This is a genomic window from Bradyrhizobium sp. KB893862 SZCCT0404, assembly GCF_018130885.1.
Lineage (GTDB): Bacteria > Pseudomonadota > Alphaproteobacteria > Rhizobiales > Xanthobacteraceae > Bradyrhizobium > Bradyrhizobium stylosanthis.
On record NZ_JAFCLT010000001.1, the window covers coordinates 43,904 to 68,447 of the forward strand.

The 24,544-nt window shown below is 64.8% G+C and carries 36 protein-coding genes and 1 pseudogene; 19 read left to right on the forward strand and 18 right to left on the reverse strand.

What is annotated here, in order from left to right; all coding sequences use genetic code 11:
* The 5 genes from JQ617_RS00220 to JQ617_RS00240 form a co-directional block, all read right to left on the reverse strand.
* Positions 1-297 (reverse strand): hypothetical protein, encoded by a 297-nt coding sequence (locus JQ617_RS00220; RefSeq protein ID WP_212023556.1) that lies wholly within the window; start codon positions 295-297, stop codon positions 1-3.
* 104 nt (positions 298-401) lie between these two features.
* Positions 402-956: an inner membrane-spanning protein YciB gene (locus tag JQ617_RS00225; RefSeq protein ID WP_063682380.1), complete on the reverse strand. Its 555-nt coding sequence runs from the start codon at positions 954-956 to the stop codon at positions 402-404.
* Positions 957-968: 12 nt separating this feature from the next.
* On the reverse strand, positions 969-1,544 hold the full coding sequence (locus JQ617_RS00230; protein ID WP_212023557.1) for a hypothetical protein: 576 nt from the start codon (positions 1,542-1,544) through the stop codon (positions 969-971).
* A 76-nt stretch (positions 1,545-1,620) separates the two neighbouring features.
* Positions 1,621-1,884, reverse strand: a complete 264-nt coding sequence (locus tag JQ617_RS00235; RefSeq protein ID WP_212023558.1) for a hypothetical protein — start codon at positions 1,882-1,884, stop codon at positions 1,621-1,623.
* A gap of 37 nt (positions 1,885-1,921) precedes the next feature.
* Positions 1,922-3,319 (reverse strand): carotenoid oxygenase family protein, encoded by a 1,398-nt coding sequence (locus tag JQ617_RS00240; protein WP_063682383.1) that lies wholly within the window; start codon positions 3,317-3,319, stop codon positions 1,922-1,924.
* 106 nt (positions 3,320-3,425) lie between these two features.
* On the opposite strand from JQ617_RS00240, the gene JQ617_RS00245 reads away from it, so the two are divergent.
* Positions 3,426-4,157: a TetR/AcrR family transcriptional regulator gene (locus tag JQ617_RS00245; protein WP_212023559.1), complete on the forward strand. Its 732-nt coding sequence runs from the start codon at positions 3,426-3,428 to the stop codon at positions 4,155-4,157.
* Between the two features lie 48 nt (positions 4,158-4,205).
* Positions 4,206-4,829: a DUF6321 domain-containing protein gene (locus tag JQ617_RS00250; RefSeq protein ID WP_212023560.1), complete on the forward strand. Its 624-nt coding sequence runs from the start codon at positions 4,206-4,208 to the stop codon at positions 4,827-4,829.
* 10 nt (positions 4,830-4,839) lie between these two features.
* Here JQ617_RS00250 and JQ617_RS00255 read toward each other — a convergent pair whose 3' ends face one another.
* Positions 4,840-5,445 carry a hypothetical protein gene (locus tag JQ617_RS00255; protein WP_212023561.1) on the reverse strand — a complete coding sequence of 202 codons (606 nt, stop codon included), beginning with the start codon at positions 5,443-5,445 and terminating at the stop codon, positions 4,840-4,842.
* 160 nt (positions 5,446-5,605) lie between these two features.
* On the opposite strand from JQ617_RS00255, the gene JQ617_RS00260 reads away from it, so the two are divergent.
* Positions 5,606-6,166, forward strand: a complete 561-nt coding sequence (locus JQ617_RS00260) for an SET domain-containing protein (RefSeq protein ID WP_212023562.1) — start codon at positions 5,606-5,608, stop codon at positions 6,164-6,166.
* A gap of 149 nt (positions 6,167-6,315) precedes the next feature.
* On the opposite strand, the pseudogene JQ617_RS00265 reads toward JQ617_RS00260, so the two are convergent.
* Together JQ617_RS00265 and JQ617_RS00270 are read right to left on the reverse strand one after the other, a co-directional pair.
* Positions 6,316-6,714 (reverse strand): annotated as a pseudogene (locus JQ617_RS00265) (hypothetical protein).
* A 37-nt stretch (positions 6,715-6,751) separates the two neighbouring features.
* On the reverse strand, positions 6,752-6,982 hold the full coding sequence (locus JQ617_RS00270; protein ID WP_212023563.1) for a hypothetical protein: 231 nt from the start codon (positions 6,980-6,982) through the stop codon (positions 6,752-6,754).
* Positions 6,983-7,083: 101 nt separating this feature from the next.
* Here JQ617_RS00270 and JQ617_RS00275 point away from each other — a divergent pair, with 101 nt between their 5' ends.
* Together JQ617_RS00275 and JQ617_RS00280 are read left to right on the forward strand one after the other, a co-directional pair.
* Positions 7,084-7,902, forward strand: a complete 819-nt coding sequence (locus JQ617_RS00275; protein WP_212023564.1) for a helix-turn-helix domain-containing protein — start codon at positions 7,084-7,086, stop codon at positions 7,900-7,902.
* Positions 7,903-7,945: 43 nt separating this feature from the next.
* Entirely contained in the window at positions 7,946-8,770 is an 825-nt protein-coding gene (locus tag JQ617_RS00280; protein WP_212023565.1) for a helix-turn-helix domain-containing protein, read from the forward strand.
* Here the strand turns inward: JQ617_RS00280 and JQ617_RS00285 are convergent.
* Complete coding sequence (locus JQ617_RS00285) at positions 8,758-9,558, reverse strand: thioesterase family protein (RefSeq protein ID WP_212023566.1); 801 nt, start codon at positions 9,556-9,558, stop codon at positions 8,758-8,760. The two genes, JQ617_RS00280 and JQ617_RS00285, sit on opposite strands and share 13 nt — an antisense overlap.
* A gap of 168 nt (positions 9,559-9,726) precedes the next feature.
* Here JQ617_RS00285 and JQ617_RS00290 point away from each other — a divergent pair, with 168 nt between their 5' ends.
* Positions 9,727-10,392, forward strand: coding sequence for a DsbA family oxidoreductase (locus JQ617_RS00290; RefSeq protein ID WP_018642782.1), 666 nt, complete (start codon positions 9,727-9,729; stop codon positions 10,390-10,392).
* Between the two features lie 6 nt (positions 10,393-10,398).
* Here the strand turns inward: JQ617_RS00290 and JQ617_RS00295 are convergent, their stop codons facing one another.
* Positions 10,399-11,568, reverse strand: coding sequence for a GNAT family N-acetyltransferase (locus tag JQ617_RS00295; protein ID WP_212023567.1), 1,170 nt, complete (start codon positions 11,566-11,568; stop codon positions 10,399-10,401).
* A 171-nt stretch (positions 11,569-11,739) separates the two neighbouring features.
* Here JQ617_RS00295 and JQ617_RS00300 point away from each other — a divergent pair, with 171 nt between their 5' ends.
* Together JQ617_RS00300 and JQ617_RS00305 are read left to right on the forward strand one after the other, a co-directional pair.
* Positions 11,740-12,168, forward strand: a complete 429-nt coding sequence (locus tag JQ617_RS00300) for a YeeE/YedE family protein (RefSeq protein ID WP_212023568.1) — start codon at positions 11,740-11,742, stop codon at positions 12,166-12,168.
* A 5-nt stretch (positions 12,169-12,173) separates the two neighbouring features.
* Positions 12,174-12,641: a DUF6691 family protein gene (locus JQ617_RS00305; RefSeq protein WP_212023569.1), complete on the forward strand. Its 468-nt coding sequence runs from the start codon at positions 12,174-12,176 to the stop codon at positions 12,639-12,641.
* A 59-nt stretch (positions 12,642-12,700) separates the two neighbouring features.
* Here the strand turns inward: JQ617_RS00305 and JQ617_RS00310 are convergent, their stop codons facing one another.
* On the reverse strand, positions 12,701-13,036 hold the full coding sequence (locus JQ617_RS00310; protein WP_145661095.1) for a hypothetical protein: 336 nt from the start codon (positions 13,034-13,036) through the stop codon (positions 12,701-12,703).
* Positions 13,037-13,147: 111 nt separating this feature from the next.
* Positions 13,148-13,552: a hypothetical protein gene (locus JQ617_RS00315; RefSeq protein ID WP_212023570.1), complete on the reverse strand. Its 405-nt coding sequence runs from the start codon at positions 13,550-13,552 to the stop codon at positions 13,148-13,150.
* A 152-nt stretch (positions 13,553-13,704) separates the two neighbouring features.
* Between JQ617_RS00315 and JQ617_RS00320 the strand changes: the two genes are divergently transcribed.
* Positions 13,705-13,947: a hypothetical protein gene (locus JQ617_RS00320; RefSeq protein WP_063682401.1), complete on the forward strand. Its 243-nt coding sequence runs from the start codon at positions 13,705-13,707 to the stop codon at positions 13,945-13,947.
* Between the two features lie 290 nt (positions 13,948-14,237).
* Here JQ617_RS00320 and JQ617_RS00325 read toward each other — a convergent pair whose 3' ends face one another.
* On the reverse strand, positions 14,238-14,480 hold the full coding sequence (locus JQ617_RS00325) for a PilZ domain-containing protein (protein WP_063684714.1): 243 nt from the start codon (positions 14,478-14,480) through the stop codon (positions 14,238-14,240).
* Positions 14,481-14,660: 180 nt separating this feature from the next.
* Here JQ617_RS00325 and JQ617_RS00330 point away from each other — a divergent pair, with 180 nt between their 5' ends.
* Positions 14,661-14,954, forward strand: a complete 294-nt coding sequence (locus JQ617_RS00330) for an HdeA family protein (protein WP_186467384.1) — start codon at positions 14,661-14,663, stop codon at positions 14,952-14,954.
* Positions 14,955-15,080: 126 nt separating this feature from the next.
* Here the strand turns inward: JQ617_RS00330 and JQ617_RS00335 are convergent, their stop codons facing one another.
* The gene (locus JQ617_RS00335) at positions 15,081-15,545 is read right to left on the reverse strand and encodes a PaaI family thioesterase (protein ID WP_212023571.1); all 465 of its coding nucleotides are present in this window, start codon (positions 15,543-15,545) and stop codon (positions 15,081-15,083) included.
* 357 nt (positions 15,546-15,902) lie between these two features.
* Between JQ617_RS00335 and JQ617_RS00340 the strand changes: the two genes are divergently transcribed.
* Together JQ617_RS00340 and JQ617_RS00345 are read left to right on the forward strand one after the other, a co-directional pair.
* The gene (locus JQ617_RS00340; protein WP_212023572.1) at positions 15,903-16,202 is read left to right on the forward strand and encodes a hypothetical protein; all 300 of its coding nucleotides are present in this window, start codon (positions 15,903-15,905) and stop codon (positions 16,200-16,202) included.
* A 98-nt stretch (positions 16,203-16,300) separates the two neighbouring features.
* On the forward strand, positions 16,301-16,555 hold the full coding sequence (locus JQ617_RS00345) for a hypothetical protein (protein WP_063682404.1): 255 nt from the start codon (positions 16,301-16,303) through the stop codon (positions 16,553-16,555).
* A gap of 12 nt (positions 16,556-16,567) precedes the next feature.
* On the opposite strand, the gene JQ617_RS00350 is transcribed toward JQ617_RS00345, so the two are convergent.
* Positions 16,568-16,801, reverse strand: a complete 234-nt coding sequence (locus tag JQ617_RS00350) for a DUF6894 family protein (protein ID WP_063682405.1) — start codon at positions 16,799-16,801, stop codon at positions 16,568-16,570.
* Positions 16,802-16,978: 177 nt separating this feature from the next.
* The gene (locus JQ617_RS00355; protein ID WP_063684715.1) at positions 16,979-17,167 is read right to left on the reverse strand and encodes a hypothetical protein; all 189 of its coding nucleotides are present in this window, start codon (positions 17,165-17,167) and stop codon (positions 16,979-16,981) included.
* 339 nt (positions 17,168-17,506) lie between these two features.
* Between JQ617_RS00355 and JQ617_RS00360 the strand changes: the two genes are divergently transcribed.
* Entirely contained in the window at positions 17,507-17,746 is a 240-nt protein-coding gene (locus JQ617_RS00360; RefSeq protein WP_145661074.1) for a DUF2798 domain-containing protein, read from the forward strand.
* A 775-nt stretch (positions 17,747-18,521) separates the two neighbouring features.
* Here JQ617_RS00360 and JQ617_RS00365 read toward each other — a convergent pair.
* Positions 18,522-18,689: a hypothetical protein gene (locus JQ617_RS00365; RefSeq protein WP_063682407.1), complete on the reverse strand. Its 168-nt coding sequence runs from the start codon at positions 18,687-18,689 to the stop codon at positions 18,522-18,524.
* A 207-nt stretch (positions 18,690-18,896) separates the two neighbouring features.
* On the opposite strand from JQ617_RS00365, the gene JQ617_RS00370 reads away from it, so the two are divergent.
* The 3 genes from JQ617_RS00370 (at position 18,897) to JQ617_RS00380 (ending at position 19,749) form a co-directional block, all read left to right on the forward strand.
* Positions 18,897-19,271 (forward strand): DUF7677 family protein, encoded by a 375-nt coding sequence (locus tag JQ617_RS00370; protein WP_502754869.1) that lies wholly within the window; start codon positions 18,897-18,899, stop codon positions 19,269-19,271.
* A 26-nt stretch (positions 19,272-19,297) separates the two neighbouring features.
* Positions 19,298-19,504 carry a hypothetical protein gene (locus JQ617_RS00375; protein ID WP_212023574.1) on the forward strand — a complete coding sequence of 69 codons (207 nt, stop codon included), beginning with the start codon at positions 19,298-19,300 and terminating at the stop codon, positions 19,502-19,504.
* 71 nt (positions 19,505-19,575) lie between these two features.
* Entirely contained in the window at positions 19,576-19,749 is a 174-nt protein-coding gene (locus JQ617_RS00380) for a hypothetical protein (RefSeq protein ID WP_212023575.1), read from the forward strand.
* 864 nt (positions 19,750-20,613) lie between these two features.
* Here JQ617_RS00380 and JQ617_RS00385 read toward each other — a convergent pair.
* Positions 20,614-20,760, reverse strand: coding sequence for a hypothetical protein (locus tag JQ617_RS00385; RefSeq protein ID WP_212023576.1), 147 nt, complete (start codon positions 20,758-20,760; stop codon positions 20,614-20,616).
* A 198-nt stretch (positions 20,761-20,958) separates the two neighbouring features.
* On the opposite strand from JQ617_RS00385, the gene recA reads away from it, so the two are divergent.
* The 3 genes from recA (at position 20,959) to JQ617_RS00400 (ending at position 24,431) form a co-directional block, all read left to right on the forward strand.
* A complete protein-coding gene (gene recA / locus JQ617_RS00390; protein WP_212023577.1) occupies positions 20,959-22,047 on the forward strand; it encodes a recombinase RecA in 1,089 nt (362 codons plus the stop codon).
* A 105-nt stretch (positions 22,048-22,152) separates the two neighbouring features.
* Positions 22,153-23,136, forward strand: a complete 984-nt coding sequence (locus tag JQ617_RS00395; RefSeq protein ID WP_212023578.1) for a hypothetical protein — start codon at positions 22,153-22,155, stop codon at positions 23,134-23,136.
* A gap of 320 nt (positions 23,137-23,456) precedes the next feature.
* Complete coding sequence (locus JQ617_RS00400) at positions 23,457-24,431, forward strand: hypothetical protein (protein ID WP_349630585.1); 975 nt, start codon at positions 23,457-23,459, stop codon at positions 24,429-24,431.
* The last annotated feature ends 113 nt before the right edge of the window (positions 24,432-24,544 follow it).

Genomic DNA, 24,544 nt, shown 5'->3' on the forward strand with positions numbered 1-24,544 from the left:
TTACGCGCGGGCGCCCGTGAACGGGAAGCTGCCCATCGGGCCGATGCCCATCTCGCCGCTCATGCTGTCGCCGGATACCTTTCCGATGAACTCGAGCGTCAACGGCATCGGATTGGTGATCGAGACCTTCCAGTTGACGGCGTCGCCGCTGATGGTGCCGTCGAAAATCTCGGCGGAGTTGCCATCGGCGCCCTGCGTACCCGTCAGCGTGCCGCCGGAGCTCAGCAGGGTCAGCGTCGCCTGGCGCTCGCCCATCGGCGTCGTCATGGTCAGATTCCAGTTGCCGTCGACGGCCATGCGTGTCTCCTAAGATCCCGGCGGGCCGCGACGATCCGCGGCCAGTCCCGGGTCGAGCGTATAGCGCAACTTGCAGCCCCTGCCTAACGATCCGATCAGGGCATTTAAGCGCGGGCGGCCGCACGGCGGCGGCTGGTGACGATGAGCCTGAGCACCACATACTGCACGGCAAAGGCCAGGATCTTGGCGCCGCCTGCGACCACCGTGATGTAGAACGCCCACAGTTTCAGATCGCCGGTGGCGGCGACCGCGATCATGCCGGCGCCGATCACGAACATCAGCGCGGCCCACGCATAGCCCGCGGCGGTCACGTATTCCGGGACGGTCTCGGTGACGATCGGCGGCATGTAGCGCAGCATCCAGCCGCGCTTGAGCATGATGGCGCCGATCGCGAAATGCGCGATCGAGGGTTTTGCCAGCATGAAGCGGGGATCGTTGGTCAGCAGCGTGACCGTGCCCAGCACGACGACGAGCGCGAGGCTCGCATAGGTCATGTAGTTGAGCTGCTGCCCCTTGACGCGGGCATAGATCACCTGCGCGAACGCACCGGCGATCGCCACCGACGTCGCCAGGATGACGTTGTCGGTGATGAGATAGACGGCCAGGAAGATGATGGCGGAAAGGAAGTCGGAGGCGAGGCGGGCGAAAACGTCCTTCATCGTCAATCCTGTTCAGCGGGCGTCGGGAAGAGCGCGGGCGGGCGTACCGTACTTGATCTGGCGATACTCGGGATACCATTTTGTGAAGTAGATCGCGCTGTTGCGGGCGGCGAAGGCGACCGCAAGGCTCGACCAGAGCGGCAGGCCCGGCACGTAGAGCAGCACGAGATTGGCGGCCGCCATCAGCAGCGCTGCTGCGGTCCATGCGGCGGTAATGATGTAGTTGGCGCGGAGAAAGCCGGGCATCGCCGCGGTCTCGGCCGGCACGGATTCGAGCGCATATTGCAGCGTGAAGGGACGGCGGAGCAGCATCGAGCCCAGCGAAATGACGAAGATGCCGACATCGACCGACAGCTTGACGCCGAGCGAGCCGAGCGCGGGGTCGACCAGCGCGAGGTAAAGGGCGATCGCCGCAAAGACGATCGCCGAGCCGACGGCCAGGATCTTCACCGAGCGGCCGCGCGCGACATCGAGTGCGACCGTGGCGAGGCAGATCGCGGAGGCCGCGAGCACGCTGATCGTGGCCGTCGTCACCAGCATCAGGAAGGTGTAGGCGCCGTAGGGCGCAAGGATCAGGAAAATCGCCATGGGCCGCCTCGGTCAGGTCGATCTTTACGATGTAAAGATTAGTAGTCCGCGGACGGCGCCCGGTCAAGCGAAATCTTTACAGTGTCAAAATCACGTAGGCGACCTCCAGCAGGTGGAGGGCCGCAACGGCCTGGTCGGATGCCTCCTCGGCCAATTCCGCCCAGGGCAGGCGCGACAGCAGCGGCAGTGCGGAGCCGAGCAATAGCCCGATCGTGAGCAGGATGCCGCCGTTGAAGAAGATGGGGCCATTCCGCCGCAACCGGATCATCTGAATTACGAGCGCGCCGCCGGCGAGGGCGAGGAGGGCAAGCCAGGCCGCGATGATCGAGGGCATGTGCATGAAAGACCTCTCTGCGTTCGCGATGTCATTCCGCGCGTTACGCCGCGCCCACCCAATTGCCGTGAAAGCCGTCGGGCACGCGGTGGCCGAGTTGCACAAGTGCGGCGGGCCCGGCCTCGATGTCGGTGGCATTGAACACGGCGAGGTCGCTGCGGTTCTCCCGCGCGCGCCAGACCAAGGCGAGCAGCCAGCCGTCGCCCTCCGGTGCATCCTTCGACCGTTCGACGAAGACAGGCTCTGAAATGGTGTCGCCCGCCGGCAGCAGATAATGGCCGAGCCGCCTGCCGTTGCCGTCGACGTGGACGATGCCGGACAGCGCGCCGAACATCGGCAGCTTCGGATTGGCGCAGGCGTACCAGCCGTGCCGGCTCTTCAGCCCGGCGCGGCGATCGTCGATGCGCGGGAATTCGCCGGTGAGGTCGTCGAGATAGGTCTGCTGGAAACGGTCGGTATTCCCGGAGAGATCGAAGCTCCAGCGGCAATGGCGGGCGCGCGATTTGTCCGGATCGGTCGGCCGCCCGTCGGGATGCGGAAACAGCGGGGCCTCCTCGAACTGCATGACGTCGGCGACGATGCGGTTGTCCTCCTCCCACGCATTCATGATGTGGAAGACGTAGCAGGCCTCGCCGCGAAACCAGACGATGTCCTTCGCGGTGCCGCTGCGCTTCATCACGCCGACATAGGCGCCCTTGTCCGGCTCCCAGGCATAGGGCGGCCGTCCGCTCATTGCGCGCTCCATGCTGCCGGTGATGGGCAGAATCGGAAACAGCACATGGTTCGCGGTGACGATGAAGTCGTGCACCATGCTGGCATAGGGCGCCTCGAAACGTTCGAAGCGCGTGGCCCTGCCGGAAGCGTCGATCGATCCGTAGGAGAGGGCAGGCGTCAGCGGCCCCGCGGCGTTGTAGCCGAAGAACACCAGCTCGCCGGTGACGGGATCGACCTTCGGATGCGCGGTGAAGCTGCCGGCGACGCGGCCCTGATAATTGTGGTAGCCGCGCGTCGCCAGCGTGCCCGGCTCGATCTCGGTCGGCAGGTGCGCTTCTTCGAGCGCGAGCAGCTTGCCGGCGTGGAAGATGATGTTGGTGTTGGCGACGCCGCCGTCGGTGAGGTCCTTCGGTGCATCAGGCAGCTTGCGGCCGAAGCCGCCGAACAGCGCGCGGCCGGCGTCGTGCTCGGCCAGCCATTTCGGCGTGCGGATCCATCGGTTGCGATAGCTGGCGCGGCCGTTCTCGAGGTGAAAGGCGTGCAACATGCCGTCGCCCACGAACCAGTGCGCGCCGGGAGATTCGAACTGCGGATTGGGGCCGTTGCGATAGAGCACGCCGTTGAGCTCTCGCGGCAATTCGCCGACGATCTTGAGGAAGGGGGCGTCGGCTTCGAACGGGATCGGCGCGATATTGTTGCGGCGCTCGGTGACGGCATCGTGCTGCACGGCGTAGCCCTCCCTATCTTTACATCGTAAAGATCGAATAGAGCCGATCGCGGCTTTCGTCAAGTGAAATCTTTACACTGTCAATATTGCGTCATATAGCTTGCAAATGGCCAAGACCGACACCAAGAGCGAAACGCCGCGAGGCGCGCGTGCCCCCAAGAGACCGACAGCGGTTGCGGCATCGCGACCGGCACGCCGCGCGGCGGGCGCGAAGACCGAGACGCCGTATCATCATGGCGCCCTGCGCGAAGCGCTGCTTCAGGCCGCCGAACGGGTGCTCGAGCGCGACGGGCTCGGAGGCCTGACCTTGCGCGCGGTGGCGCGCGAGGCGGGCGTCTCGCATGCCGCGCCGACCCACCATTTCGGCGATCTCACCGGGCTTCTCAGCGAGCTTGCAGCCGTCGGCTTCCGCCAGTTCAACGCCGCGATGGCCTCGTCCTGCGATGCCGCCACCACGCCGCTGGGGCGCGCGCTGGCGCGGCCGAAAGCCTATGTCGCCTATGCCCAGGCCCATCCCGGCATGTACGGCATCATGTTCCGCACCGAGCGGCTGGATTATTCGAGGCCCTCGCTGCACGAGGCGGCGGAGGCGTCCTTCGCCGGGCTTGCCAATGCCATCGGTGCGATGCGGCAGGAGCAGATCAGCGGCGATGCGCTGACGATGGAGCAGGGCGCCGCGATCGCGCGCGCCTGGTCGATGGTGCACGGCTTCACCACGCTGCTGCTCGACGGCCGCCTCGAGGACATCCTGGGGCGTCTGCCCGAGGGCACGACGGCCGAGCGGCTGCTCGAGTCGATGTTGACGGCCCCCATTAGCGGGAAGCTGCCGGGGCCCTGATCCATCAGGGCGGACGCAACCCTTGCCGGGGTCGGGCGTTGGACCCCCATGGCCGGAACACCGCGCGTTCCCTGGAAGCGCTCGAACCTGCGCAAGCGGGCAGGCAAGGCGTCGAAGCATCTCACGCCCGCGCAGAAGTCGGCGGCGAAAGCTCGTGCCCGCCGCGCCGGCCGCCGTTATCCCAACCTCGTGGACAACATGCGCATGGCTGCGAAGAAGACGTCCAGATCGAAGGCAAAGAAGTCGCCGAAGAAGACATCAACGAAGAAGACCCGCAAGCGCACCGCGAAGAAGACCGCCAGGAAGACCGCAAAGTCCGCGCGCAAGCGCCGTGCCTCGGCGCGGGAGAAGGATCCGCGCGGCGGTCTGACCGCCGCCGGCCGCAAGGCCTTTGCGCGCAAGCAGGGCGCGCATTTGCGGCCCGGCGTCACCAAGAAAGAATCCGAGATGACGCCGCAGGAGATGCGGCGCAAGGGCAGCTGGGCGGTGCGCTTCTATGGCCGCGCGAAACTTCCGCCGCTGGTCGATGCGAAGGGACGGCCGACCCGCCACGCATTGTCGGCGCACGCCTGGGGCGAGCCCGTTCCGAAGACGGTAGCGGCAGCAAGGCGCATTGCGGCAAAGGGCGAGCGCCTCCTGGCGCGCTATCACCGCATCAAGGCGCGTGCCTAGCGCCGGGACATCAGCGCATGGTCGCAAGCTCGACCGCGCGGCCGCGCGCGCCAACGATCTTGACCTCGTCCTTGCCGCAGGTGAAGCCGCGGGCGACATCGTCGGCTGCCTTGCGGGCGAGCTCATTGGCATTGGTGTTGGCGATGGCATCGACATAGGCGACATGGCAGACGGGGCCGGGCGGCAGCCGGGTCACGACCAGCATGGCTTTCGTGTTGGGCCGTCCCTGCTTGTCGGGATCGGTGCTGTCGGCGATGTGCCAGCGCTGGATCATCGCAAACGGTTTTGCACCAGCGCTGCGCCATTCGACCGTATTCTCCGATGAATTGAACGGTGCGAACCACAGCTTCGCCGCCGGCTCCTCCGCGGCAGCCTTGCGATTGCGCCCGATCGACACGACCTCGCGCAGATCGTCTTCGGCGATCAGGACGATGAGACCATCCTTGCCCGGACATGCCCGCGTCGTGCTTCCGTCGAGCTCGCTCGGCTTGCCGATCCGGCGGCAATCCTTTGACGCGGTGGAGGTGTAGCTGCTGCCTATGGATTGGGCGCCGGCTACACCGGCGTTCAAGCAAATCAGCAGCGCGGCCAGGGAAATGAACCCAATACGGCTCATGATGATGCCTTGATGGTGCGGGAACTCCCTTCATCAGACGTCTTGATTGTGGGCAAGGTTCAAACAAAGGCGGGATAGACCTGACAGCGGCGCGGAATCATTCTAGAAGGGCGGCTTGCCCGCGCTTACCGCGCTTTCGTTCGCGTCATCTCATTCGATCATGCCAGTCACCGCTTCCAGCAAATCCTACCGCGTCGGCCGCTCCAAGACCGGACTCGGCCTCTTCGCCACCATGCCGATCAAGAAAGGCACCCGGATCATCCGTTATTTCGGACCGATCCTGGATTCGCGGATCCCCGAGCAGGACGACATCGAGAACAAATATCTGTTCGAGCTCAACGGCCGCTGGACCATCGACGGCTCGGTGCGCAAGAACCTCGCGCGCTACATCAACCATTCCTGCCGGCCCAACGCGGAGTCGGACGTCCGCCCGCGCGAGCGCAAGGTCTTCATCCGCGCCATCAAGAACATCGAGCCCGGTGACGAGATCAACTACGACTACGGCACCGACTACTTCAAAGCCTATCTGAAGCCGATCGGCTGCAAGTGCCCGTCCTGCGAGACCAAGCGCAAGAAGCAGCGCGCCGAAGCCCGCGCCGAGCGCGCCAAGGTGAAGGCGCGCACCGAACGCAAGGCCAAGAAGGTGGCGCCGAAAGCCACCAAAAAGAAGAAGCTCAACGGCCACGCCGTCGGCAAGGCCAACGGCCGCGCGCGGGCGTAGTCGCTAGCCGCGCTGTCATGCCCCGCGAAGGCGGGGCATCCAGTACGCCGCGGCGTCTCCGTATTCCTTCAACGTCTCTGCAAGACTGGGCGCCCAGCCAAGTGCGCAATTGCGCACAAGCCCGGGCGACCACAGCAGCGGATGCGGCTTCACGCCGCCACGACACGCTCGCTCTTCCGCAATCCCACAAATTGCAACTCCGCGAACACGCCGGTGGCAATCGCCTGCGCGACGACCATGAGCTCGCCGGCGATGTTCGGCGACACCGCGCCCGAGAACAGCAGCGCGATGCTTCAGACGGTCCAGGCTGCGTTGCCGACCACGACCAGCAGGACCAGCGGCTTCGGCACCGAAGCCCGCGCGGCGAGCCAGCCGACCAGGGCGGTGTAGGCGATCAGGAACAGGCCGGTCTCGCGCAGCAGCGCTTCGGGCAGGTTGAACAGCGCTGCGAACGCACTCGCGCCGAAGGTGAAGCCGAGGGCGGCGACGCCGCTGAAGATGGCGTCGGCGAGCAGTGCGCGGCGCAGGAAGGTGGATGCGTCGATCATCTTTGGTCTCCTTGCTTGGGTTGGGCTGGGGTGGAATTCAATGCAGTCCGCGCCACCAGGCGCGGAGCAGGCGGGCGAGGCGGAACGGGCAGAGGCTCCTGCCGACGCCGTGCTCGAAGGCGATGACCTGCGCGACCACATAGTCGCCGGTCGAATGCACCAGCGGCTCCGGCATGTTGAGGCTGCGCGCCAGCATCCGGGTTGCGAATGCCGTCGCCCAGGGCAAGACGTGGTCTGCGACGGTCCGGTAGAGCAGCAGCGCGATCATGGTCATCTCCTGTTGCAACCGAAGATGCGCCGCCGCGTGGCCCAATTCGATTACCTCGCGGGTAATGGAAGGGCCGAAAACCGCATGCTAGGTTTTTGGTCATGAACGCACATGCATCCACGGCCCAGGCCGAACGTAGCCAGCCGGTCCATATCGGCGACCATCTGCGCGAATGGCGGCAGCGCCGCCGCCTGAGCCAGCTCGATCTCGCGGGCGAGGCGGAAATCTCGGCGCGGCACCTGAGTTTCGTCGAGACCGGCCGTGCGGCGCCCTCGCGCGACATGGTGCTCCGGCTCGCCGAACGTCTCGACGTGCCCTTGCGCGAACGCAACGTGCTGCTGGTCGCGGCCGGCTTTGCTCCGGCCTTTCCGCAGCGCCCGCTGGAGGATCCCGCCTTGAAATCAGCCCGTCAGGCGATCGACCTCGTGCTAAGGGCGCATGAGCCCAATCCGGCGCTCGCGGTGGACAGGCACTGGAACCTGGTCTCGGCCAACCGCATGGTCGCGCCGCTGCTTGAGGGAATCCCGCAGCAGCTGCTCGGCCAGCCCGTCAACGTGCTCAAGCTCGCTTTCCATCCGGAGGCGCTGGCGCCGCGCACCGTCAATCTCGCGGAATGGTGCGGGCATCTTCTGGAGCGGCTGCACCGCCAATGCGAGGCGACGGCCGATCCCGAGCTGATCAAGCTCTACAATGACCTGAAGAGCTACCCGATCCCGGCGCGTTCGGCGCCGCTGTCGGCCGACAATGTCGCGATCCCCTTCAAGCTGCGGCATGGCGGGGAGATCCTCAGCTTCTTCTCCACCACCATGGTGTTCGGCACGCCCGTCGACATCACGCTGTCGGAGCTGGCGCTGGAGACGTTCTTTCCGGCGGACGAGCGTACCGCCGAACGGCTGAAGCAGATGGCGGCCGGCCTCTAGCCGCGCCGTTTACAGGAGCAAGCGGCGCTCGCATAATCCGCGGATGGACACACGCGCGTTCCGGCGATTGCGACCGGCCAATCCCGTCGGTGATCTCCTGCGTGGCTGGCGCACGCGCCGTGCCTTGAGCCAGGCGGAGTTGGCATTCGAGGCCGGCATCTCGATCAAGCATCTGAGCTATGTCGAGACCGGCAAGGCGGCGCCGGGCCGCGACATCCTGTCGCAACTCGCATCCGCGCTCGATCTGTCGCTGCGTGACCGCAATGCGCTGCTCGAGGCCGGGGGCTTTGCGCGGCAATATGGCGAGCGCGATCTGGCGGCGCCGGAGCTGGCCGATGCACGCCGGGCCATCGATCTTCTGCTCAGCCGTCACGAGCCGTTCCCGGCGATCGTCACCGACCGGCGCTGGAACGTGGTGCAGGCCAACCGCGCCGCCGCGCGCCTGATGACGATACTGCTTGGCCCGGCGCGCATGCAGCGGCCGCTCAATCACATGCGCATGTTCCTCGCGCCGGACGAGCTCAAGCCGTTCGTCGAGAACTGGCCGATCGTTGCAGCCGCGCTGCTGGCGCGGGCGCGGCACGAGGCGATGGCCGCGCCGCTCGATGAAGCCCTGCAATCGACTTGGCGCGAATTGATGCGGCTGCCGGAGCTTCCTGCGCCCGCGACCGAAGACAATTCCGTGCCGGGGCCGCTCTGCGAGGTGCGCCTGCGCAAGGGCGATGTCGGCATCGGCCTGATCGGTGCGGTGCTGACGCTCGGCACGCCGCAGGACGTGACGCTCCAGGAGCTTCGCGTCGAGATGTTCATGCCTGCCGATGCCGCATCCGAGGCCACCCTGACCGCGCTTGCGGCTCAGGACGCCTGAGCTTGCCTCGCCTCGCGCCGCTCGAAGCTCATGGCCTGCATCACCTCCGCAAATGGGCCGCTGCGATCGCTCAGCGTTGCCGTGGTGAGGCCCGCGCCGTTGGCGCCGACGCGCGTCGCGGCACGGATCAGGATCCATTCGCCCTCAGGCGGACGAAAGAAGTAGAGGCTGATCTCGGGATTGATGAAGGTCCAGTCGCGCATGTCGACGATCTGCGCGACGCCGCTGGCGAAGTCCGCGGCCTGCACGGCCTGGATCAGCGGCGTGTTCGGCTCGCCCTCGACCAGCGGTGCGTCGAGCCGCATCCAGGCCGCCGCCGGGCCCGGCTTCTCCAGCGCGCCTTCGATCAGGCGCACCGAGACGTTCTGGAAATAGCGGCTCCATTTCTGCGCGAAGGCCGGCGGCGGGCGGCCAGCCTCGGGCGCCTTGTCGATCGCCGCGGGCCTGGCAAAGGGATCGAGAGGCGATTCCGCGCTCAGTTTCGTCAGCAGCGCGGTGCAGCGGCCAATCTCGGTCTCGCCGTCCATCAGCCGCACCTGCAAGGTCTTGGCCTTGCGGCCGTCGCGCAGCAGTTCGGTCGCGGTCCTGAACAGGCGCAGGCCTGCCGGCCGCCACAGGTCGAAGGTCAGGCGCCGCACCGCAAAGCCGGACTCGGCCGCGAGCCGCGCCACGTCACGGGTCATCAGCCCTGTGGTGGCGCTTCCCTGCAACATGTTCGGCGACCATGGACCGCCGGCATGCTCGGTGGCCCGGAACAGTTGGCCTTCCGGCTTGAAAATGGCGGTCATCGCGGTCTCCCCAGGGCTTGATCGTGCCGCAAGTATCGAGGCGAGTGGGACCTGTCACAATAACCGCAGAGGTGAAGTCGTGAGCCATGCAGGACGGGTGCCTTGCGCCGCCCCCGGTTCGGCTTATGTTCGGGCGAACCCTCGCAGTGCCCTAAGGAGGCGCCTGACATGAGCACGCTGAAACCGCTCCAGATCGACGTCGTCTCCGACGTGGTGTGCCCCTGGTGCTACATCGGAAAGCACCGCATCGAGAGCGCGCTGGCACTCGTGCCCGACGTTCCGGTCAAGCTGAATTTCCGGCCCTTCTTCCTCAATCCCTGGGTGCCGCGCGAGGGCATCAGCCGCGAGGCCTATCTCACCCAGAAGTTCGGCTCGGTCGAAGCCTATAAGGGCATTGCAGGACGCGTCGTTGCCGCCGCGAGCGAGGAGGGCCTCGTCTACAAGCCCGAGCTCGTGGCGCGCCAGCCCAACACGACCGACTGCCATCGCCTGATCCTGTGGGCGGAGGCGATCGGCAAGGCGCCCGAGATGAAGCAGCGCCTGATGGAACTCTATTTCCGCGACGGCGGCGATCTCACTGACGTGAACGTGCTGGTGCAGGCGGCGGCCGATGTCGGCCTCGATGCCGACGACGTGCGCAAGCGCCTTGCCACCGACGAGGACGTCGCGCGCGTTTCGGCGGATGCGCAGGAAGCGGCGGAGAAGGGCATCTCCGGCGTGCCGACCTATGTCTTCGCGCAAAAGTACGCCGTGTCCGGCGCGCAGGATCCGAACCTGCTCGCCCGCGCCATCCGTCAGGTCTCTGAGGAGATCAACGCGCAGGCCGCGGAGTAGCTCTCGTTATTTGCGGAGGCGGCGGACCACGCGTCGCGCCGTCTCGTGCGCGGCGTTGAGGCCGACCAGGGCCGCGTGAATCAACGCAACGACCGGATCGTTCCGCCGCAGCGGAATCAGCACGTCGCCGATCGCAAACCGCCCGCGCCAGATCGGGTTGATCATGGGGTGATCGGCGCTTGCCGTTGAGTCCGCGCTGGCGATGGCAGGGTCGGCGCAGAGATGGCGGGTGAGATCGAGCGTGAGCTGCACGCCCGGCGAATGTCTCGCGAAGCGTTCGTCGACACCGAGCTTGAAGAAGAAGGCGCGGTCCTGATGACGCAGCACGATGCCGGCGGCGACCGGCGTCGCGCCGGCGCGAAGCGTGACGATCTCGCACTGCGCGGTCTCCGCCAGCGCCGGAACCGCGCGGCGGATGAAGGCGGCATCGCCGTCATGCTGGACCAGTGCCGTGCCGCGCTTGCCTTTCCAGCCGCTGGCTTCGATCTGCAGGAAGGTTTCGAGTGCGAGCTTGATCTCATCGGCGCTGCGCGCGACCTCGAACGCGACGGGGCCGTGCTCCTCGAGGCGGTGGCGTTGGCGGCGCAGTTCCTTGAGCTTCTTGGCGCCGAGCGCGTCGCGCAGCATCGCGTCGGCATCCTGCGTCGCATCGAGGCTGGCGCGGATGTAGGAGGAGAGGATGCGCGGCTTCAGGCTGTCGCGGCTCAGAACCTGATTGAGAGATTGCATTGCCGCGCCGTCGAGCGCGACGTCGTTCAGTACGAGCGCATGCGCACCGGCATCGCGCGCCTGCTGCAACAGTCGCGTAGCCGCCTCGAGCGGGGCGTCGCGGTCGATGAGCGGGCTGCACAGCGTGCCGTAGGGGTGCGCGCTCACCAGCGCGGGCAGGGGAATCTTTAGCGCGCGCCAGAGCGAGATCACCGGCATCAGCCCGATCAGCCGCGGCGAAGATCCATCCATCGCGGGCAGGGCCGAGGCATTGGTGCGGCCGCGCGCGCTGGCGCTGACGGCGAGCTCCCAGGCGGGCAGGTAATATCCGTTCGGTTCGACCGCGCGCTGCGCGAGCGCGCGCCACTGGCCGGGGTCGATCGCGGCGAGCGGGACGGGCGCGTGCGCCGGCGCGGCATCCCTTGCCGATGCCGTATTGATCGCCGCCTGGTGCGCGATGTCGACCACGTCCCGTCGTTCCCCGTTCAGGAGCCATGCTTAGCGCAAAGATTGGAAAATACCGTTGGGACGCGGCTTCAATTCGAGTGGTAGTGTTAATGTCTCATTGACCATGCCGCCGATCGGCAATCGCTTGTGCCGGCGGATGCGCAAGGAATGCGTTCGACCCGGAGGATCGCGATGATCACCACACCTTTCACGCCGATGGCCTCGCTGCTGGGCGGAGCGCTGATCGGATTGTCCGCCGTGCTCCTGATGTGGGCGACGGGACGGATTGCCGGTGTCAGCGGCATCGCAGCCCGGCTGTTTCCGCCGTACGAGGATCGCGAAACCGCCGGCCGCTTCGCCTTCGTCGCGGGCCTCGTCATTGCGCCCGTGCTGGTCCGGATCGTGACCGGCAGCTTTCCGGAGCAGACGATCCTGGCGACCACGCCGGTGCTGATCGTCGCCGGATTGCTGACGGGCTTTGGCGCGGTGTGGGGCAGCGGCTGCACGTCGGGCCATGGCGTCTGTGGCCTGTCGCGGCTGTCGGTGCGCTCGCTGGTGGCGACCATCACCTTCATGGCGACGGGCGTCGTCACCGTCTTCCTGATGCGGCACTGGAGCTGACTGCGATGACGATCCCAGTTCAATTCGCGATCGGCCTGATCTTCGGCCTCGGTCTCGTCGTCTCCGGCATGTCGAATCCTGCAAAGGTGCTGAACTTCCTCGACCTCGGAGGCATCCCCGGCGGAACGTGGGACGCGAGCCTTGCCTTCGTGATGGCCGGTGCGGTCGCGGTGACTTTCATCGGATTCGGCCGTGTCTTGAAGCTGCCCCGGCCGGTCTTCGCCGAACGCTTCTACGTTCCGACGCGGAAGGACATCGACCTGAGAATTGTCGCCGGTCCCGCCATCTTCGGCATCGGCTGGGGTCTCGCGGGCTTCTGCCCCGGCCCCGCGCTGACTGCGCTTGGATTCGGATCGGCGTCCGCCGTCATCTTCGTCGCCGCGATGAGTGCCGGCATGGTGCTGGCACGCTTCGTCGGGCAGCTTCCCTCATCGAGGCGCTTGGTCACGCCGGCCGATCCGCTCGAAACCTGACATGAAAGCGGGACCGGGCGAGTTGTCTCGCCCGGTCCCGCCGGTCATTGCTTCATCGCTTACCAGCGGTCGTCGCCGACGCCCACGCCGACGCTGACGCCGGGCGCGCGGATGCCGACGCCAGCGCGCGGGCCGTCATCCCAGTCGCGGTGATAGGTGCGGCGCTCGTAGTAGCGCTCGCGCGGCATGTAGTTATAGGAATCGCGCACGATGACACGGGCACCGCCCCGCGTGCGGTAGCAGCGGCCGGCGTCGTCGCAGACCAGCCGCACCTGCTGGACGAGATCCGGATTGGTGTATTCGCTGCTTGTGTAGATATCCGAAGCCTTCGCGCCCGAAGTGGCAGCCAAAGCTCCAACGCCCGCCAACAGCGCAATCGTCAACGTCCTCATCATGTCCTCCTCCGAAACTGCCCTCGGCGGTAACAAGAAGGGGAGGCGGTGATCGTTCCCGCATGCAATGCTGGTTTTTCCCGGAACCGGACCTTCGTCAGCAGTGGTTTGTTCCTAGATCGGCTCGTAGGTCTCGGTCCCGCAGGTGTCGATCGCTTCCGCGCGCCGGCGATCCACGACCTTCCCGCCGTTGATCGTCACGATATAGGTCTGCGGGCCGAGCGCCCCGCCGGTCGCGGAGGTGAGCTGCGCGCGGACGCAGGCGGTCCAGCCCGGTCCTCGCGGCTCGTGACGGGGCGGGGCCACGTGCACCTCGCGCGGGTTCGACGTGGTGAGGAACACCAGGTCCATCTGCTCGCGTACCACACGCTTGACGTCGGGCGGCGGCTCCGGCGGAGGCTGCTCGACTTCCTTGATGCGCATGAATTCGGGCACCGGCGCGCGGCTGTCGGCAAAGCCGCAGGCACCGAGCGCGAGCGCGCCGGCCAGCAGCGCCGCATGAGCAATGATCCGCAACATCCGTGAAGGTCCCCTGCGGGCCAACAAATAGGTACGAATGCGGTCCGACGAAGCCCCGGCCGATCAAGATTTGCTGAAAGGCCCGGAACCGGTGGCTTTGCTATTATGGGATTGCGGGCTAGTTTGTACCCCAGGCGAGGGGGATTGCACCAATGAAGATTTTGGTCATAGCGGCTGCGGTGCTGGCTCTGGCGTGCGGCTCGGCCGAGGCGCAGGGGCGGCGTTCTCCCAATGACACCGGCGCCAAGCCGGCGGACAACAAGCCCAAGGTCGACGAGAAGGCCTACAAGGCGGCGCTCGAGCGCATACCCGAGCCCAAGGAAAAGTACGATCCGTGGGGCGGGGCCCGCCCGGCCGAGCCTGCCAAGAACGAGCCTGCCAAGAAACCGAAATGATGTGACGGCTCGCGCGCACCCGCCACGCGGGTTGCGGCCACGCGCGTCACGCTCCTTCCGATCGCAATGTACGCCGTGCCTTCGCACAGCCGGAACGTCAACGCGCCGTTTCGGCGCGCCGTCGCGTCTGTGGTCGCGCATCGTCGATTGTCCGAACGCGCGCGCGTCAGCGTCGCGTCTCGCGGTCATCGCGCGCGCGATCGCAGTCTCGGCAAGACACGCCGTCGTCGTATCACGCAGACATAACCGTGGTGTGGATGCGATACGAACCGTCGTTCACATCCGGCGCGCTATTGCACGAAAGCGAGACCGACGCGTCTGTCATCGCGCCAAACGGGACGGCAATTCCGCACGAAATTGTCGCGCGCGATCGAGAGTGTGAATGATTGCGGCAGCGTGACAGCCGCATCGAGGTCGATCGCGGCGCCGCCTTCAGACATGTTTCGCACGGTGCACGCGATTCCACTGTTTTCATAGGTGATCGTCCCACCCTTGAAAACACGGTGACGCTGCGTTGTCCGCTTCTCGATCATCCGCATTAATCCATAATGACAATTGTGAAGTAATGCATAGAAATTGCGTTGATCTAAACTCAATACTGGCGCTACTTGTGCACCGCTTCAGACTTCGTTTACGACGTTTGAGCGGCGACTCCCTGCCGACTTTCCAAACAAGCCTTTCCTTTATGGCGTTACGCGCCGATGGAGATTCCGATGAAGACCACGCTTTCGCTTCTGTTCGCCGCGGCGTTCTCGCTGTCGTCGATGCCCGCTCACGCCGTCAAGTGGGACCTCTCGACCATGACCTGCAAGCAATTCCTCGAGAGCGGTGAAGACAACATTGCCGTCGTGCTGACCTGGATGGACGGCTGGTACAAGGGCGACGAAGACAACGCGATCATCGACACCGAAGTGTTCATCGAGAACGCCAAGAAGTTCGGCGCCTATTGCGGAAAGAATCCGACCGTCAGCGTCGTCACCGCCGCCGACGAGATTCTCGGCAAGTAACGCCCGCGAAGCGTGCCGGCCGAAGCGCGATCGCAATTGCGCTTCGGTCCCTCGCTTCGATGCGAACCTGATGGAGAGCCGCGGAGCGATTGCCGCTGACGCGGCTCTCTTCGTTCTTGGATGTGGTCAGCCCGGCAGCATCGCGAACGCGCTCGACACCATCGCGACCGGCTTGTTGTCGGCGGCCGAGAGCAGGGTGACGCGGCCAAAGCTCATGGTGCGTCCGAGCCGCACCACCCGGGCATCCGCAAGCACGTCCGACGAGGAGGCCGCGCGCATGAAATGCGTGGTCTGGTCGACCGTCGTCATCGGGCGATAGCCGCGATTGGCGGCGAGGATCGCGATCACCATCGCGGTGTCGGCGAGGGCCATCAGCGCCTGGCCGCAGACCACCCCGCCGCTGCGGCACAGCCGCTCCGAAAACGCCATGCGCAGCAACGCGCCCGGCTGCCAGTCCGGGTTATCCGGGGGCGGCGCATGCTCGATGTGCTCGACCGAGAGGTTGAGATCCTGGACCCAGGGCGCGAAGACCTCGCCGAGGATGCGTCGGGCATCGGTGATGCCGAACTCGGCTTCTGGCTGCGATGGCATTGCTGTCGTGTCCCCCATTGTTGCCGGATGTTTCGGCCATTCTGCGCGCATCGGCGCGGCAAAGTCACCCGGCAGGTCGCGGTCCTGTCGGCTTGAAAATGCCTGACTTGGCCCGATATGATGCCCTGGTTGGGTACGGGTGGGCGATGTTGCGTCGGTATGTCCTCGTCTTTTGTCTGGTGGCGCTCGGTCTTGCGCTGAACGGGTGCACCAAGTGCGGCCCGATCTGGGACGACTGGCTGCGCGCGCCGAAATCGTGCCGATCGTAACGGTTCCTGCGGCCCCCATCGGCGGCCGCGCCGGGATGACAAGGCACGGGCGATCCGCGCCCCCCATGAACGATCTGAGGAGTTAAAGATGAAGCTTTTCCGTATGGCGGCGGTGATGCTGGCCGTGTTGGCTGGACCGGCCTACGCGCAAATGCCCAATCTCAATTTGCTGCAGGAAGGCCCGGGCAAGACCCCGGAGGAGAAGGCCGCGGAAGCCGAGCGTGAAAAGGCCTACAAGGAAACGCTGAAGAAGATCCCGGACGCCAAGAGCTCCAACGATCCCTGGGGCGGCATGCGCTCCGATCCGCCGAAGCAGCAGCCGGTTGCGCCGAAGGCGGCCGCCACCGCAGCGCCGAAGAAGACCAAGGCCGGCACGGCCGCCAACTGAGCCTTGCGGCCGGCGGCAGGTGCCGTCCGGCCGGGACTCCTCCTTCGCCCCGTCACGCCCTACATGAAGGGCAGTTGTTGCGTAGAGGAGGGGAGGTCATGGCCGATCGTCCGCGGGATCTCGCCGAGCGGATGGCGCAGCGGCGCAAGTCCGGCGGCAAGCCGGCCGCGCGCGTCGGCGACGGCTATCTGCGCGAGACCTTCACGCTGCCGCGCCCGGCGGCGCGGGCAAGGGCCGAGGCGTTCTTCGCCCGCTACCCCAAGGCCGGCTATATGAGCGCGGTCGAGTCCTGGCGCGAGCTGCCCGGCGGCGAGATCGAGTTCACGATGCGGCGGCTGCCCAGCGCCGATTAGAAGGGTGCGCGCCTAGTCGAGCGTCTCGGCGACGATGCGGATGCGGAAGACCGGCTCCTTGGCCTCGTCCAGCAGTTCCATGTGCCACTCGGAATTTTCCTGGAGCTTGCGGGCGATGCCGGCGGCCATGTCGGCGCAGACGCTGGTCATCTCTTTCCAGGCGGAATCGCGATCGGCAAATTCCGACGCCTGGTCCGCACAGCCGGAATAGCGGCCGTTCCGGATTCGGAAGAAGTAGAGCGGCATGGCTGGCACCGATCGCGTGATGGCCCTGTCCCGAAGACCACGGCGCGCAGTGCAATCCCAAACCTCCCGCAGATCAATTCCGGTCGGATACGGAGGACGCCGGCCGCCGTTGCGGGCACGCCCTGGCGTGCTGCGGCGCATCAGGCGCCGTCGCCGCCGATGGCAGTCCCCGCCGGTTCAGGCCGTTTTGCGCCCGATGGCCTTCAGCTCCCGGTCGATGCGCAGTTGCACCCGCCGGATCGCCAGGAGGTCGATCTTGGTCTCGGTCTTGCCGGACTTGACCTGCTCGCCAATTCGGAACTGCCACTGCCAGACGCCGGGAATTGCCGTCTTGGCGACGGTGAACTCAATGCCCCTGTGATTCATGGTCACCTCCCACGATTCACCTTCCATCACATGCACAACATGTTGGCCGTCGCAATATTCCCGCAGCAAGCGAAATTTGCATCTAACTCGTGGAGAATTCACGGAAATTCTGAAAGCACTGAGAACGCGAAGCAAACGAAATCGCTTTCCGAAACAATCTGCTGCCGAAAGACCATGTGGCTCTGGCCGGCGGGTCCAGGAACTTTGTTCATGGCCGGAGAACCACGGGAAGTCAGTTCAGTCCTTGGGCTGCCGTGGATGGTTGATCCGGATCGGCCTCGGTGCGCGGGACGGCATGTGCCTTGCTTGGCGGCATGACGGCAACCACAAGGGCGCGTCATGCTCGGCATCCCCCGCCGCTACAGTCATTTCGTTTTCGGAATCATCCAGTCCGGACTGACCTCGCTGATCGCCGCGGGCATCGCCAGCTTCCCCGCCGATGGCGCGGTGCTGTTCGTCCGGCACTGGGTGGTGTCATGGCTGATCGCATGGCTTGCGATGCTGCCCATCGTGCTGCTGGCCGCGCCTGCGATCCGCGCCTTCTCGCTGCGGCTGACGCGAGAGGAGAGCGGCGCATGAAAAAACCCCGCTTGGGGAGAGCCAAGCGGGGAGAAGGTTATTGGAGGCTGAGGTGCTGGGCTGCAACACCATAAGCCAAATGACCCTAACCGCCCGAGCTTACGACAGCCTGACAAGCCGATGAATCGGTGCTGGCTTCGCCCCATGCCCAAAAACAGAAAACCCCGCTCGGGGAGAGCGGGGTCGTCGACTGGGTATGGAGGCCCGGTGTTGGTCCACCGGGCCCAGCGACATTAGGGGAGGAGGCTTACACGCGCCTGACGGCCGCACTGGCCTCGGCGCTGGCGCGAAGCCTCAGACTGGCCCCGCACCGGTCCCAATTTGGCCATCCGATCGCACAACTGGAGCCACAGCCGCAGGCGAGATTCCGCAAAGTCCGGTCGTTGCCATGGGGGAACGTGGCGCGCCGGCGACGGGGTGGCATCATGGATAACGTAGAGCGGTCATTTGCCGCCGCGACGGCGGCCGGCTTCGTGGTGTTGGTCATCGGCCTCGCACTGCTGGCGCTGCTGTAAGGCTGCGCAGGAAGGCCGGGAGGCGGCCTGTCCGGGCCGAGGCGGACGCGTGCACGCTGGGCGGTGCATGAAGGTCGCGGGTCGCGCAAAAGTGCGAAAACAACCCCATGCACAGTAGGCCCGCCAGGCGGTTCCGCTGGGGAATCAAAGGCTTGGATGAGCTGTTGAGATGCCCTGTATCAGGGGGCGCCGGCGCTCCCGAGTCGCGCCGGCAAGACTCGGTTTCAAGCGATCGACGAGGGCGTATAGCCCGGAGCGGCCTAGTGAATCTTGATCGCGTCCAGCGGCAGCTTGAGTTCGGCCGCGCGCTCCTCGCGGTCCTTCTTGCGGAACTCGTTTTCCCTGCGCTCGAACTTGATCATCTCCTCGAGCGCCGCCTCGAGCTGATGATTGCGCCTGGCTGCATCGTGGTGCGTGTCTTCCGTCATGTCCGAGATTCCCAATGATGTTGCGGTCCACCCCAGAGAAGGCCGCAGCGCATCGAAAAGTTCGATGCCACAGGATTGCGGAATTATGACGGCGCGCAGCGCTTTCGTCTTTGATGCGCATCAGCTTCGTCCGAAGAAGGACGTTGTTGCGCCAGGTCTGCGCAGGTGCAGTACGATGCGATCGCGACGTGAGCTGAGGAGGTGCGGATGGCAGGGCTCGGAAATTCGGTCAGCGGCGCGCTTCGTACGTTCGGCTTCTGGCTGGCGAACGGGACCGTGGGCCATCCCGTTCTGAGCGGGATCGACTATTCGTGCATCTTCCGGGAGCCGTCGGCGCTCGAAGCGGCGATGGCCATCTATGCCAACGTGCTTCGCATCGACGAGTCCGGCCGGGTGCTGAATCCCAGAGCCGCGGAGAGGCGTGCCGCGCAATCGATCCGCGCTTACGTGGATCGAACCTACGTCGTCGATCCGCCGTTCGAGGCATGGGAAGTTGCGCTTCACGATCCGCCGGGACTGTCTGACATCGATGCCGACGCGGCGACGAGACCAGGCTCGAATCCGGACAGCGCCCGATCATGATATTTCGCAGCATCCAGCGAGCGCGCATGCGGGCGCGGTTCGGCCGGTTCATGGATGAACGGGCGCTGGACGAAGCGATGTCAAAACTGTCCGAATGGGATTGCTTCATCCAGAGCCTGCCGCGATGGGCCGTGCCGATCTTCCGGCGCCGGCTCACGGATGAAGAACTGGCCGCCTCGCTTGCCGAATTCCGGGAAGAGCGCCGTGAGCACGCGGAGCGAACAGCCGAGTGATCGCATCTCGGCAATGGTGAATTTGCTGCTTGCGTCGGTGGGCCGGCGCGGCGGCCACAAGGGAGAGCAAAATGCCGGACTGGATCCTCGCGCCGATCTGTCTTGCGATCCTCGTCGGCCTTATCGGGTTTGCATTTCGGCAGGGATTGAAGGTGCGGCCGGACCGGGACAACACCGAGACCGGGCCGAGCCTCAACAGCGGCCAGTCGGATCCTGGCGGCTTCGATGGTCATTCCGGAAGCTAGGACGCAGCAGGCGTGATCAGGAAGCTCGCCGCCGGGGCGGCGCTGTCCGTTCCGTTTCAGCGGCGGGATGGACTCATGCCGCGCCTGACCTGGAAACCCTGAGGGGGCTGCGGAGAGCGCCGAAGTTCCGGTGCTCTTCAATGACGACCCCCGATTTAAGATTTCGAACCGGAACGTTCGGTCGATTGCCGAGTTTTCCCGATGCCCTTTCCCCAAAGGGTACTGCAAGCGGCCCCAGCTCATCGCCCCCCAAAATCCTGCGAGCTGGGGCTTTTTGCTGCCGGCAAAATCCATTCCTTGGCGCGCGCGCTCCGGGCGCCGGGAAGAGGCCTCATCTCGAGACAGTACGTGGATTCCGGTGCTGTCCTGAAGAGGACCACCCGCGGAAGCAGATTGAGACACCTCACAGCAACGCCGCCCGCTTGAAAAAGCGACGGGCGGCGTTGGTCCAGCCCCGGGAGGGTCATGCAAAATCCCGGCTCCCGTTAGTCAGCACATCCCGTGCCAAGGTTTCATGTCGTATTCCGCGAGGGGCAGATTTTAGGGCGCCCAATTAAAACCCGCCCTCTGGTGTTTCGTCTTTGCGGGACGCAGAGGGCGGGCGGCAGGAGCATTACTATGCGTTTGGGCGCCAGAAGGAACGCCCGGATGGAACCTAGCGCAACCGGGAAAAAGTGGCAATTCACTCCTGGGGCGGAAAGCGAAGATTGGTTCCTGTCGCCGGCGGATACGGCGATTGCGGCCGGACTATCTTACCCACTCGCTCATATGCGAGCCCGGCCCAGCCGTCAGATTCCGGTACTGCCCCAGCCAGGATACCCGCGAGGGGCGGATCAGGACACTCGCCCCACAATCGAGACGGCCTTACGGTGCGGCGAAATGAAGGATCACGGCGGCCACAATGCATAGGCCAATGGCGATGGCTGCTCCGTAACGCGGATTTGGCCATGCCCCGCCCGAAATCAGCAGCAGCCCGGCCAATGCAGCAAGCTTGAGGGCGTTCGCGATCATCCCTCGAATATGCGCCCTCCGCCGAATTCGGACACTCACAAACTCGAAATAGGACCCCGGGGTCAGACGGACAGCACCTAGATTCACAAAAGAACATATTGCGAACCTAGAACAAATGGGGTACATTGCTTTTATCGACGACCGCCGCCGCAACCGTTTGTCCCACACGCGAATCCTCGCCATAAGGAGCACGACCCAATGTCCGCAACTGCCCTGCGTATCGTCGAAGGATCTTCCATGGACAAGAGTAAAGCTCTGGCTGCCGCGCTCTCCCAGATCGAGCGCCAGTTCGGCAAGGGCTCGGTGATGAAGCTCGGCAAGAGCGACCGCTCCATGGACATCGAGGCGGTGTCGTCGGGCTCGCTCGGGCTGGATATCGCGCTCGGCATCGGCGGCCTGCCCAAGGGCCGCATCGTCGAGATCTACGGGCCGGAATCCTCGGGCAAGACCACGCTGGCGCTGCACACGGTGGCGGAAGCCCAGAAGAAGGGCGGCATCTGCGCCTTCATCGACGCCGAGCACGCGCTCGACCCGGTCTATGCCCGCAAGCTCGGCGTCAACATCGACGAGCTTCTGATCTCGCAGCCCGACACGGGCGAGCAGGCGCTGGAAATCTGCGACACGCTGGTGCGCTCGGGCGCGGTGGACGTGCTGGTGGTCGATTCGGTCGCGGCGCTGGTGCCGAAGGCCGAGCTCGAGGGCGAGATGGGCGATGCGCTGCCGGGCCTGCAGGCCCGTCTGATGAGCCAGGCGCTGCGCAAGCTGACGGCCTCCATCAACAAGTCCAACACCATGGTGATCTTCATCAACCAGATCCGCATGAAGATCGGTGTGATGTACGGCTCGCCCGAAACCACGACCGGCGGCAATGCGCTGAAGTTCTACGCCTCCGTCCGTCTCGACATCCGCCGCATCGGCGCGATCAAGGAGCGCGACGAAGTGGTCGGCAACACCACGCGCGTGAAGGTGGTGAAGAACAAGCTGGCGCCGCCCTTCAAGCAGGTCGAGTTCGACATCATGTACGGCGAGGGCGTCTCCAAGATGGGCGAGATCCTCGATCTCGGCGTCAAGGCCGGCATCGTTGAGAAGTCAGGCGCCTGGTTCTCCTATGACAGCCAGCGCCTCGGCCAGGGCCGCGAGAACTCGAAGGCGTTCCTGAAGGCCAACCCCGACATCACCGCCAAGATCGAGACCTCGATCCGCCAGAACTCCGGCCTGATCTCCGAGCAGATTTTGGCCGGCACGCCCGAGAGCGACGCCGACGGCGAGGAGCCGGGCGACGAATAAGACTGAACAGCGAAGGTTTTTCGCGAGGAGCGGGCGCTGAGGACGTTGAGTTGCCGACGTCGTCAGCGCCCGTTTCGGTTTGCGTTGTCGTGATCGGGTGGTGCGATGAAGCGTGTGATTCTGACGGGTTCATGCGGCGCCGATCTCATGCGCTCGGGTCTTGCCGAAGTCGTCATTCCATTCATGTTCCGTCTTGTTGATGGACCACTGCCCCTCGACGAACTTGCAGTTTATGTCGCCGCCCGTTCGGGGACAGTGAAGCCAGGCAGGCACTGGTCGGACTACATCGGACGACGGACTCAATCTGTCAAAGAACGTGAACACCTTTCTTTGGTTGCGTTCTGCCAGCCCTACGACGTCATCGAATTGTGGTTTGATCGCGATCCGAATGATCAGCTCCAGCTGATCTGGCTACTCGACTATCTGCGGTCTCACCCAGAGATTGCGGCCAAGACGGAGCTGCGCCTGATTGCCTTCGATCTCCTTACAAAGGATGCGAAGTCTATTGCCAAATCGCTGCCCCATATCCCCGCCATCGGCGTGACCGCGGCTGAACTCGGAACAGCAAGCATCGCTTGGCAGGCCTACACTGCGCCGACGCCCGAGGCTTGCATCGAACTCGTTCATAGCGATCTGAGCGCGCTACTGATGTTAAGGCCGGCTTTGATCGATCTGCTGGCGGAGATCCCCTCCGTCTCGACAGGGCTGGGTGAAACCGAGGTGCGTTTCCTGGAGCTCATCGGCCGTGGTTATCAGGGAACAAATGCACTCTTCCATCTCCGTTCGGTCCGCCGCACGCGCGTCTTTCGCGAATGGGAGCTGGGATGGTTGCTCCACGGGCTGGCGTTCGGTCCAAGGCCAGCGGTGGTCGGACTTGACGATGAGCTACGGACGATCCCCAAGGAGGATCTGGGGGCTCGCCATGCGGCCTATCTGCGGAGTCGATTGTCGCTGACCGAATTTGGCAAGGAGCTTCTGGCGGCAAGGGAGGATTTCAGCCGCCACAATCCGATCGACCGCTGGTGGGGCGGCACCCACCTGACGAACGAACGACTATGGCGTTACGGTGCTGGTTTGACGAAGCCGTGAGGTCGCGCGCATGAAGCGGCTTGTTCTGACGACGGACTCATCGGCCGCCGGAGCTCTCGAAAGGGCGAGGCTAGGCGATCTCGTGATTGCGATCGAGCGTCGGATTGTCTGGGGGCCGCTGCCGTCCGATGCTGGGCTTCACGCGTTCTTTGCACCGCGCATGGCGCAGCCACGCGACTTCACTGGCTGGACGACACGCCAACCTGGCGTCCGAAAAATCGAGCCTTAACAGGCGCGCCCTCATCGCGTTGTTGTCGGAATGTGATTCGGCCGACCCTATGGATCGGGCCGGAGCCAAATTCAGAGTTTGAAAGGCGACCGTGTCCCATTTGATCTTATCCACGAACCATCTGGACGAAAACGTGCTTCGCCAGTCGCAGGCCGCGAATGTCGTGCTCGGATTCTATCTCCGCTTCGTCTGGAGGAAACTGCCTCCCGAGGAACAGCTTTTGATGGGGCTGGAGCGCCGATCGGCGAAGCACGGCAATTCCGGCGATCATTGGCTCGATGACGCTTGTCGCGGCTCGCTGGAGGGGTTCGGAACGCGTGATATCGGTTTCTTCGAGCTGTGTGCGAAGTTCGACTCAATTGAAATATGGGTCGATCCTCGACCAAATGATCAGCTCGTGCTGGTCTGGCTGTTGGACCTGCTTCGCCCCTACAAGGAGATCACAACGAAGCTGAGTCTCGTGCACACGGACGATCATGTTGCGCACTATGCTCCAGAATCGGTCGCAAAATGGAAGCTGCCGGCCTTCAAGGTGACCGACAACCATTTGGTGATGGCGAGCCGCGTTTGGCAAGCCTATAGGGCTGAAACGCCAAAACCCTGTTTCGATCTGCTGATGACGGATCTGACGATCCTGCCGAGACTTCGACCGGCGCTCGTCGCGTTGCTTGAAGAGCTTCCGGACAGCGTGACGGGCCTAGGTGCCAGCGAAATGGACATTCTGGACTTTGTGAACGACGGGCACACCGACCCAAGGCGTGTCACCGAGGCCTGGTGGATGCGCGATGTGTTCGACGAAAACGACGCGCACGATGCATTGCTCGAACTGGGGGCACATTCGGCGCCGCCGGTCCTGTTGGGCGATCCGGCGTTCGACAATGAGGCTCGCTATTTCGGCAGAAGCGAGTGGAAGGTCACGCTGACTGAGTTCGGGCGCTCAATTTTTGCGCGCGAGGACGATATGTGGCGCCACAACCGGATCTATCGCTGGTGGGGCGGGACTGAGCTGACCAACGAGCGGCTTTGGCGATGGGATCGCGAAAGCCGGTCGTTGATCCCACCCTAGAGGCGGCATCGGCGCGGGGGTGCTGTAGGATGGGTAGAGCGTAGCGAAACCCATCGCCTTTTCATCCCCGGAAACAGCGTAGTGATGGGTTTCGCTTCGCTCTACCCATCCTA

Bases quoted from the DNA above. Each gene is read 5' to 3' on its own strand.
- JQ617_RS00220 (WP_212023556.1), bottom strand. From the start codon at position 297: ATGGCCGTCGACGGCAACTGGAATCTGACCATGACGACGCCGATGGGC.
- JQ617_RS00225 (WP_063682380.1), bottom strand. From the start codon at position 956: ATGAAGGACGTTTTCGCCCGCCTCGCCTCCGACTTCCTTTCCGCCATC.
- JQ617_RS00230 (WP_212023557.1), bottom strand. From the start codon at position 1,544: ATGGCGATTTTCCTGATCCTTGCGCCCTACGGCGCCTACACCTTCCTG.
- JQ617_RS00235 (WP_212023558.1), bottom strand. From the start codon at position 1,884: ATGCACATGCCCTCGATCATCGCGGCCTGGCTTGCCCTCCTCGCCCTC.
- JQ617_RS00245 (WP_212023559.1), top strand. From the start codon at position 3,426: ATGGCCAAGACCGACACCAAGAGCGAAACGCCGCGAGGCGCGCGTGCC.
- JQ617_RS00250 (WP_212023560.1), top strand. From the start codon at position 4,206: ATGGCCGGAACACCGCGCGTTCCCTGGAAGCGCTCGAACCTGCGCAAG.
- JQ617_RS00255 (WP_212023561.1), bottom strand. From the start codon at position 5,445: ATGAGCCGTATTGGGTTCATTTCCCTGGCCGCGCTGCTGATTTGCTTG.
- JQ617_RS00260 (WP_212023562.1), top strand. From the start codon at position 5,606: ATGCCAGTCACCGCTTCCAGCAAATCCTACCGCGTCGGCCGCTCCAAG.
- JQ617_RS00270 (WP_212023563.1), bottom strand. From the start codon at position 6,982: ATGATCGCGCTGCTGCTCTACCGGACCGTCGCAGACCACGTCTTGCCC.
- JQ617_RS00275 (WP_212023564.1), top strand. From the start codon at position 7,084: ATGAACGCACATGCATCCACGGCCCAGGCCGAACGTAGCCAGCCGGTC.
- JQ617_RS00280 (WP_212023565.1), top strand. From the start codon at position 7,946: ATGGACACACGCGCGTTCCGGCGATTGCGACCGGCCAATCCCGTCGGT.
- JQ617_RS00285 (WP_212023566.1), bottom strand. From the start codon at position 9,558: ATGACCGCCATTTTCAAGCCGGAAGGCCAACTGTTCCGGGCCACCGAG.
- JQ617_RS00290 (WP_018642782.1), top strand. From the start codon at position 9,727: ATGAGCACGCTGAAACCGCTCCAGATCGACGTCGTCTCCGACGTGGTG.
- JQ617_RS00300 (WP_212023568.1), top strand. From the start codon at position 11,740: ATGATCACCACACCTTTCACGCCGATGGCCTCGCTGCTGGGCGGAGCG.
- JQ617_RS00305 (WP_212023569.1), top strand. From the start codon at position 12,174: ATGACGATCCCAGTTCAATTCGCGATCGGCCTGATCTTCGGCCTCGGT.
- JQ617_RS00310 (WP_145661095.1), bottom strand. From the start codon at position 13,036: ATGATGAGGACGTTGACGATTGCGCTGTTGGCGGGCGTTGGAGCTTTG.
- JQ617_RS00315 (WP_212023570.1), bottom strand. From the start codon at position 13,552: ATGTTGCGGATCATTGCTCATGCGGCGCTGCTGGCCGGCGCGCTCGCG.
- JQ617_RS00320 (WP_063682401.1), top strand. From the start codon at position 13,705: ATGAAGATTTTGGTCATAGCGGCTGCGGTGCTGGCTCTGGCGTGCGGC.
- JQ617_RS00325 (WP_063684714.1), bottom strand. From the start codon at position 14,480: ATGATCGAGAAGCGGACAACGCAGCGTCACCGTGTTTTCAAGGGTGGG.
- JQ617_RS00330 (WP_186467384.1), top strand. From the start codon at position 14,661: ATGAAGACCACGCTTTCGCTTCTGTTCGCCGCGGCGTTCTCGCTGTCG.
- JQ617_RS00335 (WP_212023571.1), bottom strand. From the start codon at position 15,545: ATGCCATCGCAGCCAGAAGCCGAGTTCGGCATCACCGATGCCCGACGC.
- JQ617_RS00340 (WP_212023572.1), top strand. From the start codon at position 15,903: ATGAAGCTTTTCCGTATGGCGGCGGTGATGCTGGCCGTGTTGGCTGGA.
- JQ617_RS00345 (WP_063682404.1), top strand. From the start codon at position 16,301: ATGGCCGATCGTCCGCGGGATCTCGCCGAGCGGATGGCGCAGCGGCGC.
- JQ617_RS00350 (WP_063682405.1), bottom strand. From the start codon at position 16,801: ATGCCGCTCTACTTCTTCCGAATCCGGAACGGCCGCTATTCCGGCTGT.
- JQ617_RS00355 (WP_063684715.1), bottom strand. From the start codon at position 17,167: ATGAATCACAGGGGCATTGAGTTCACCGTCGCCAAGACGGCAATTCCC.
- JQ617_RS00360 (WP_145661074.1), top strand. From the start codon at position 17,507: ATGCTCGGCATCCCCCGCCGCTACAGTCATTTCGTTTTCGGAATCATC.
- JQ617_RS00365 (WP_063682407.1), bottom strand. From the start codon at position 18,689: ATGACGGAAGACACGCACCACGATGCAGCCAGGCGCAATCATCAGCTC.
- JQ617_RS00370 (WP_502754869.1), top strand. From the start codon at position 18,897: ATGGCAGGGCTCGGAAATTCGGTCAGCGGCGCGCTTCGTACGTTCGGC.
- JQ617_RS00375 (WP_212023574.1), top strand. From the start codon at position 19,298: ATGCGGGCGCGGTTCGGCCGGTTCATGGATGAACGGGCGCTGGACGAA.
- JQ617_RS00380 (WP_212023575.1), top strand. From the start codon at position 19,576: ATGCCGGACTGGATCCTCGCGCCGATCTGTCTTGCGATCCTCGTCGGC.
- JQ617_RS00385 (WP_212023576.1), bottom strand. From the start codon at position 20,760: ATGATCGCGAACGCCCTCAAGCTTGCTGCATTGGCCGGGCTGCTGCTG.
- recA (WP_212023577.1), top strand. From the start codon at position 20,959: ATGTCCGCAACTGCCCTGCGTATCGTCGAAGGATCTTCCATGGACAAG.
- JQ617_RS00395 (WP_212023578.1), top strand. From the start codon at position 22,153: ATGAAGCGTGTGATTCTGACGGGTTCATGCGGCGCCGATCTCATGCGC.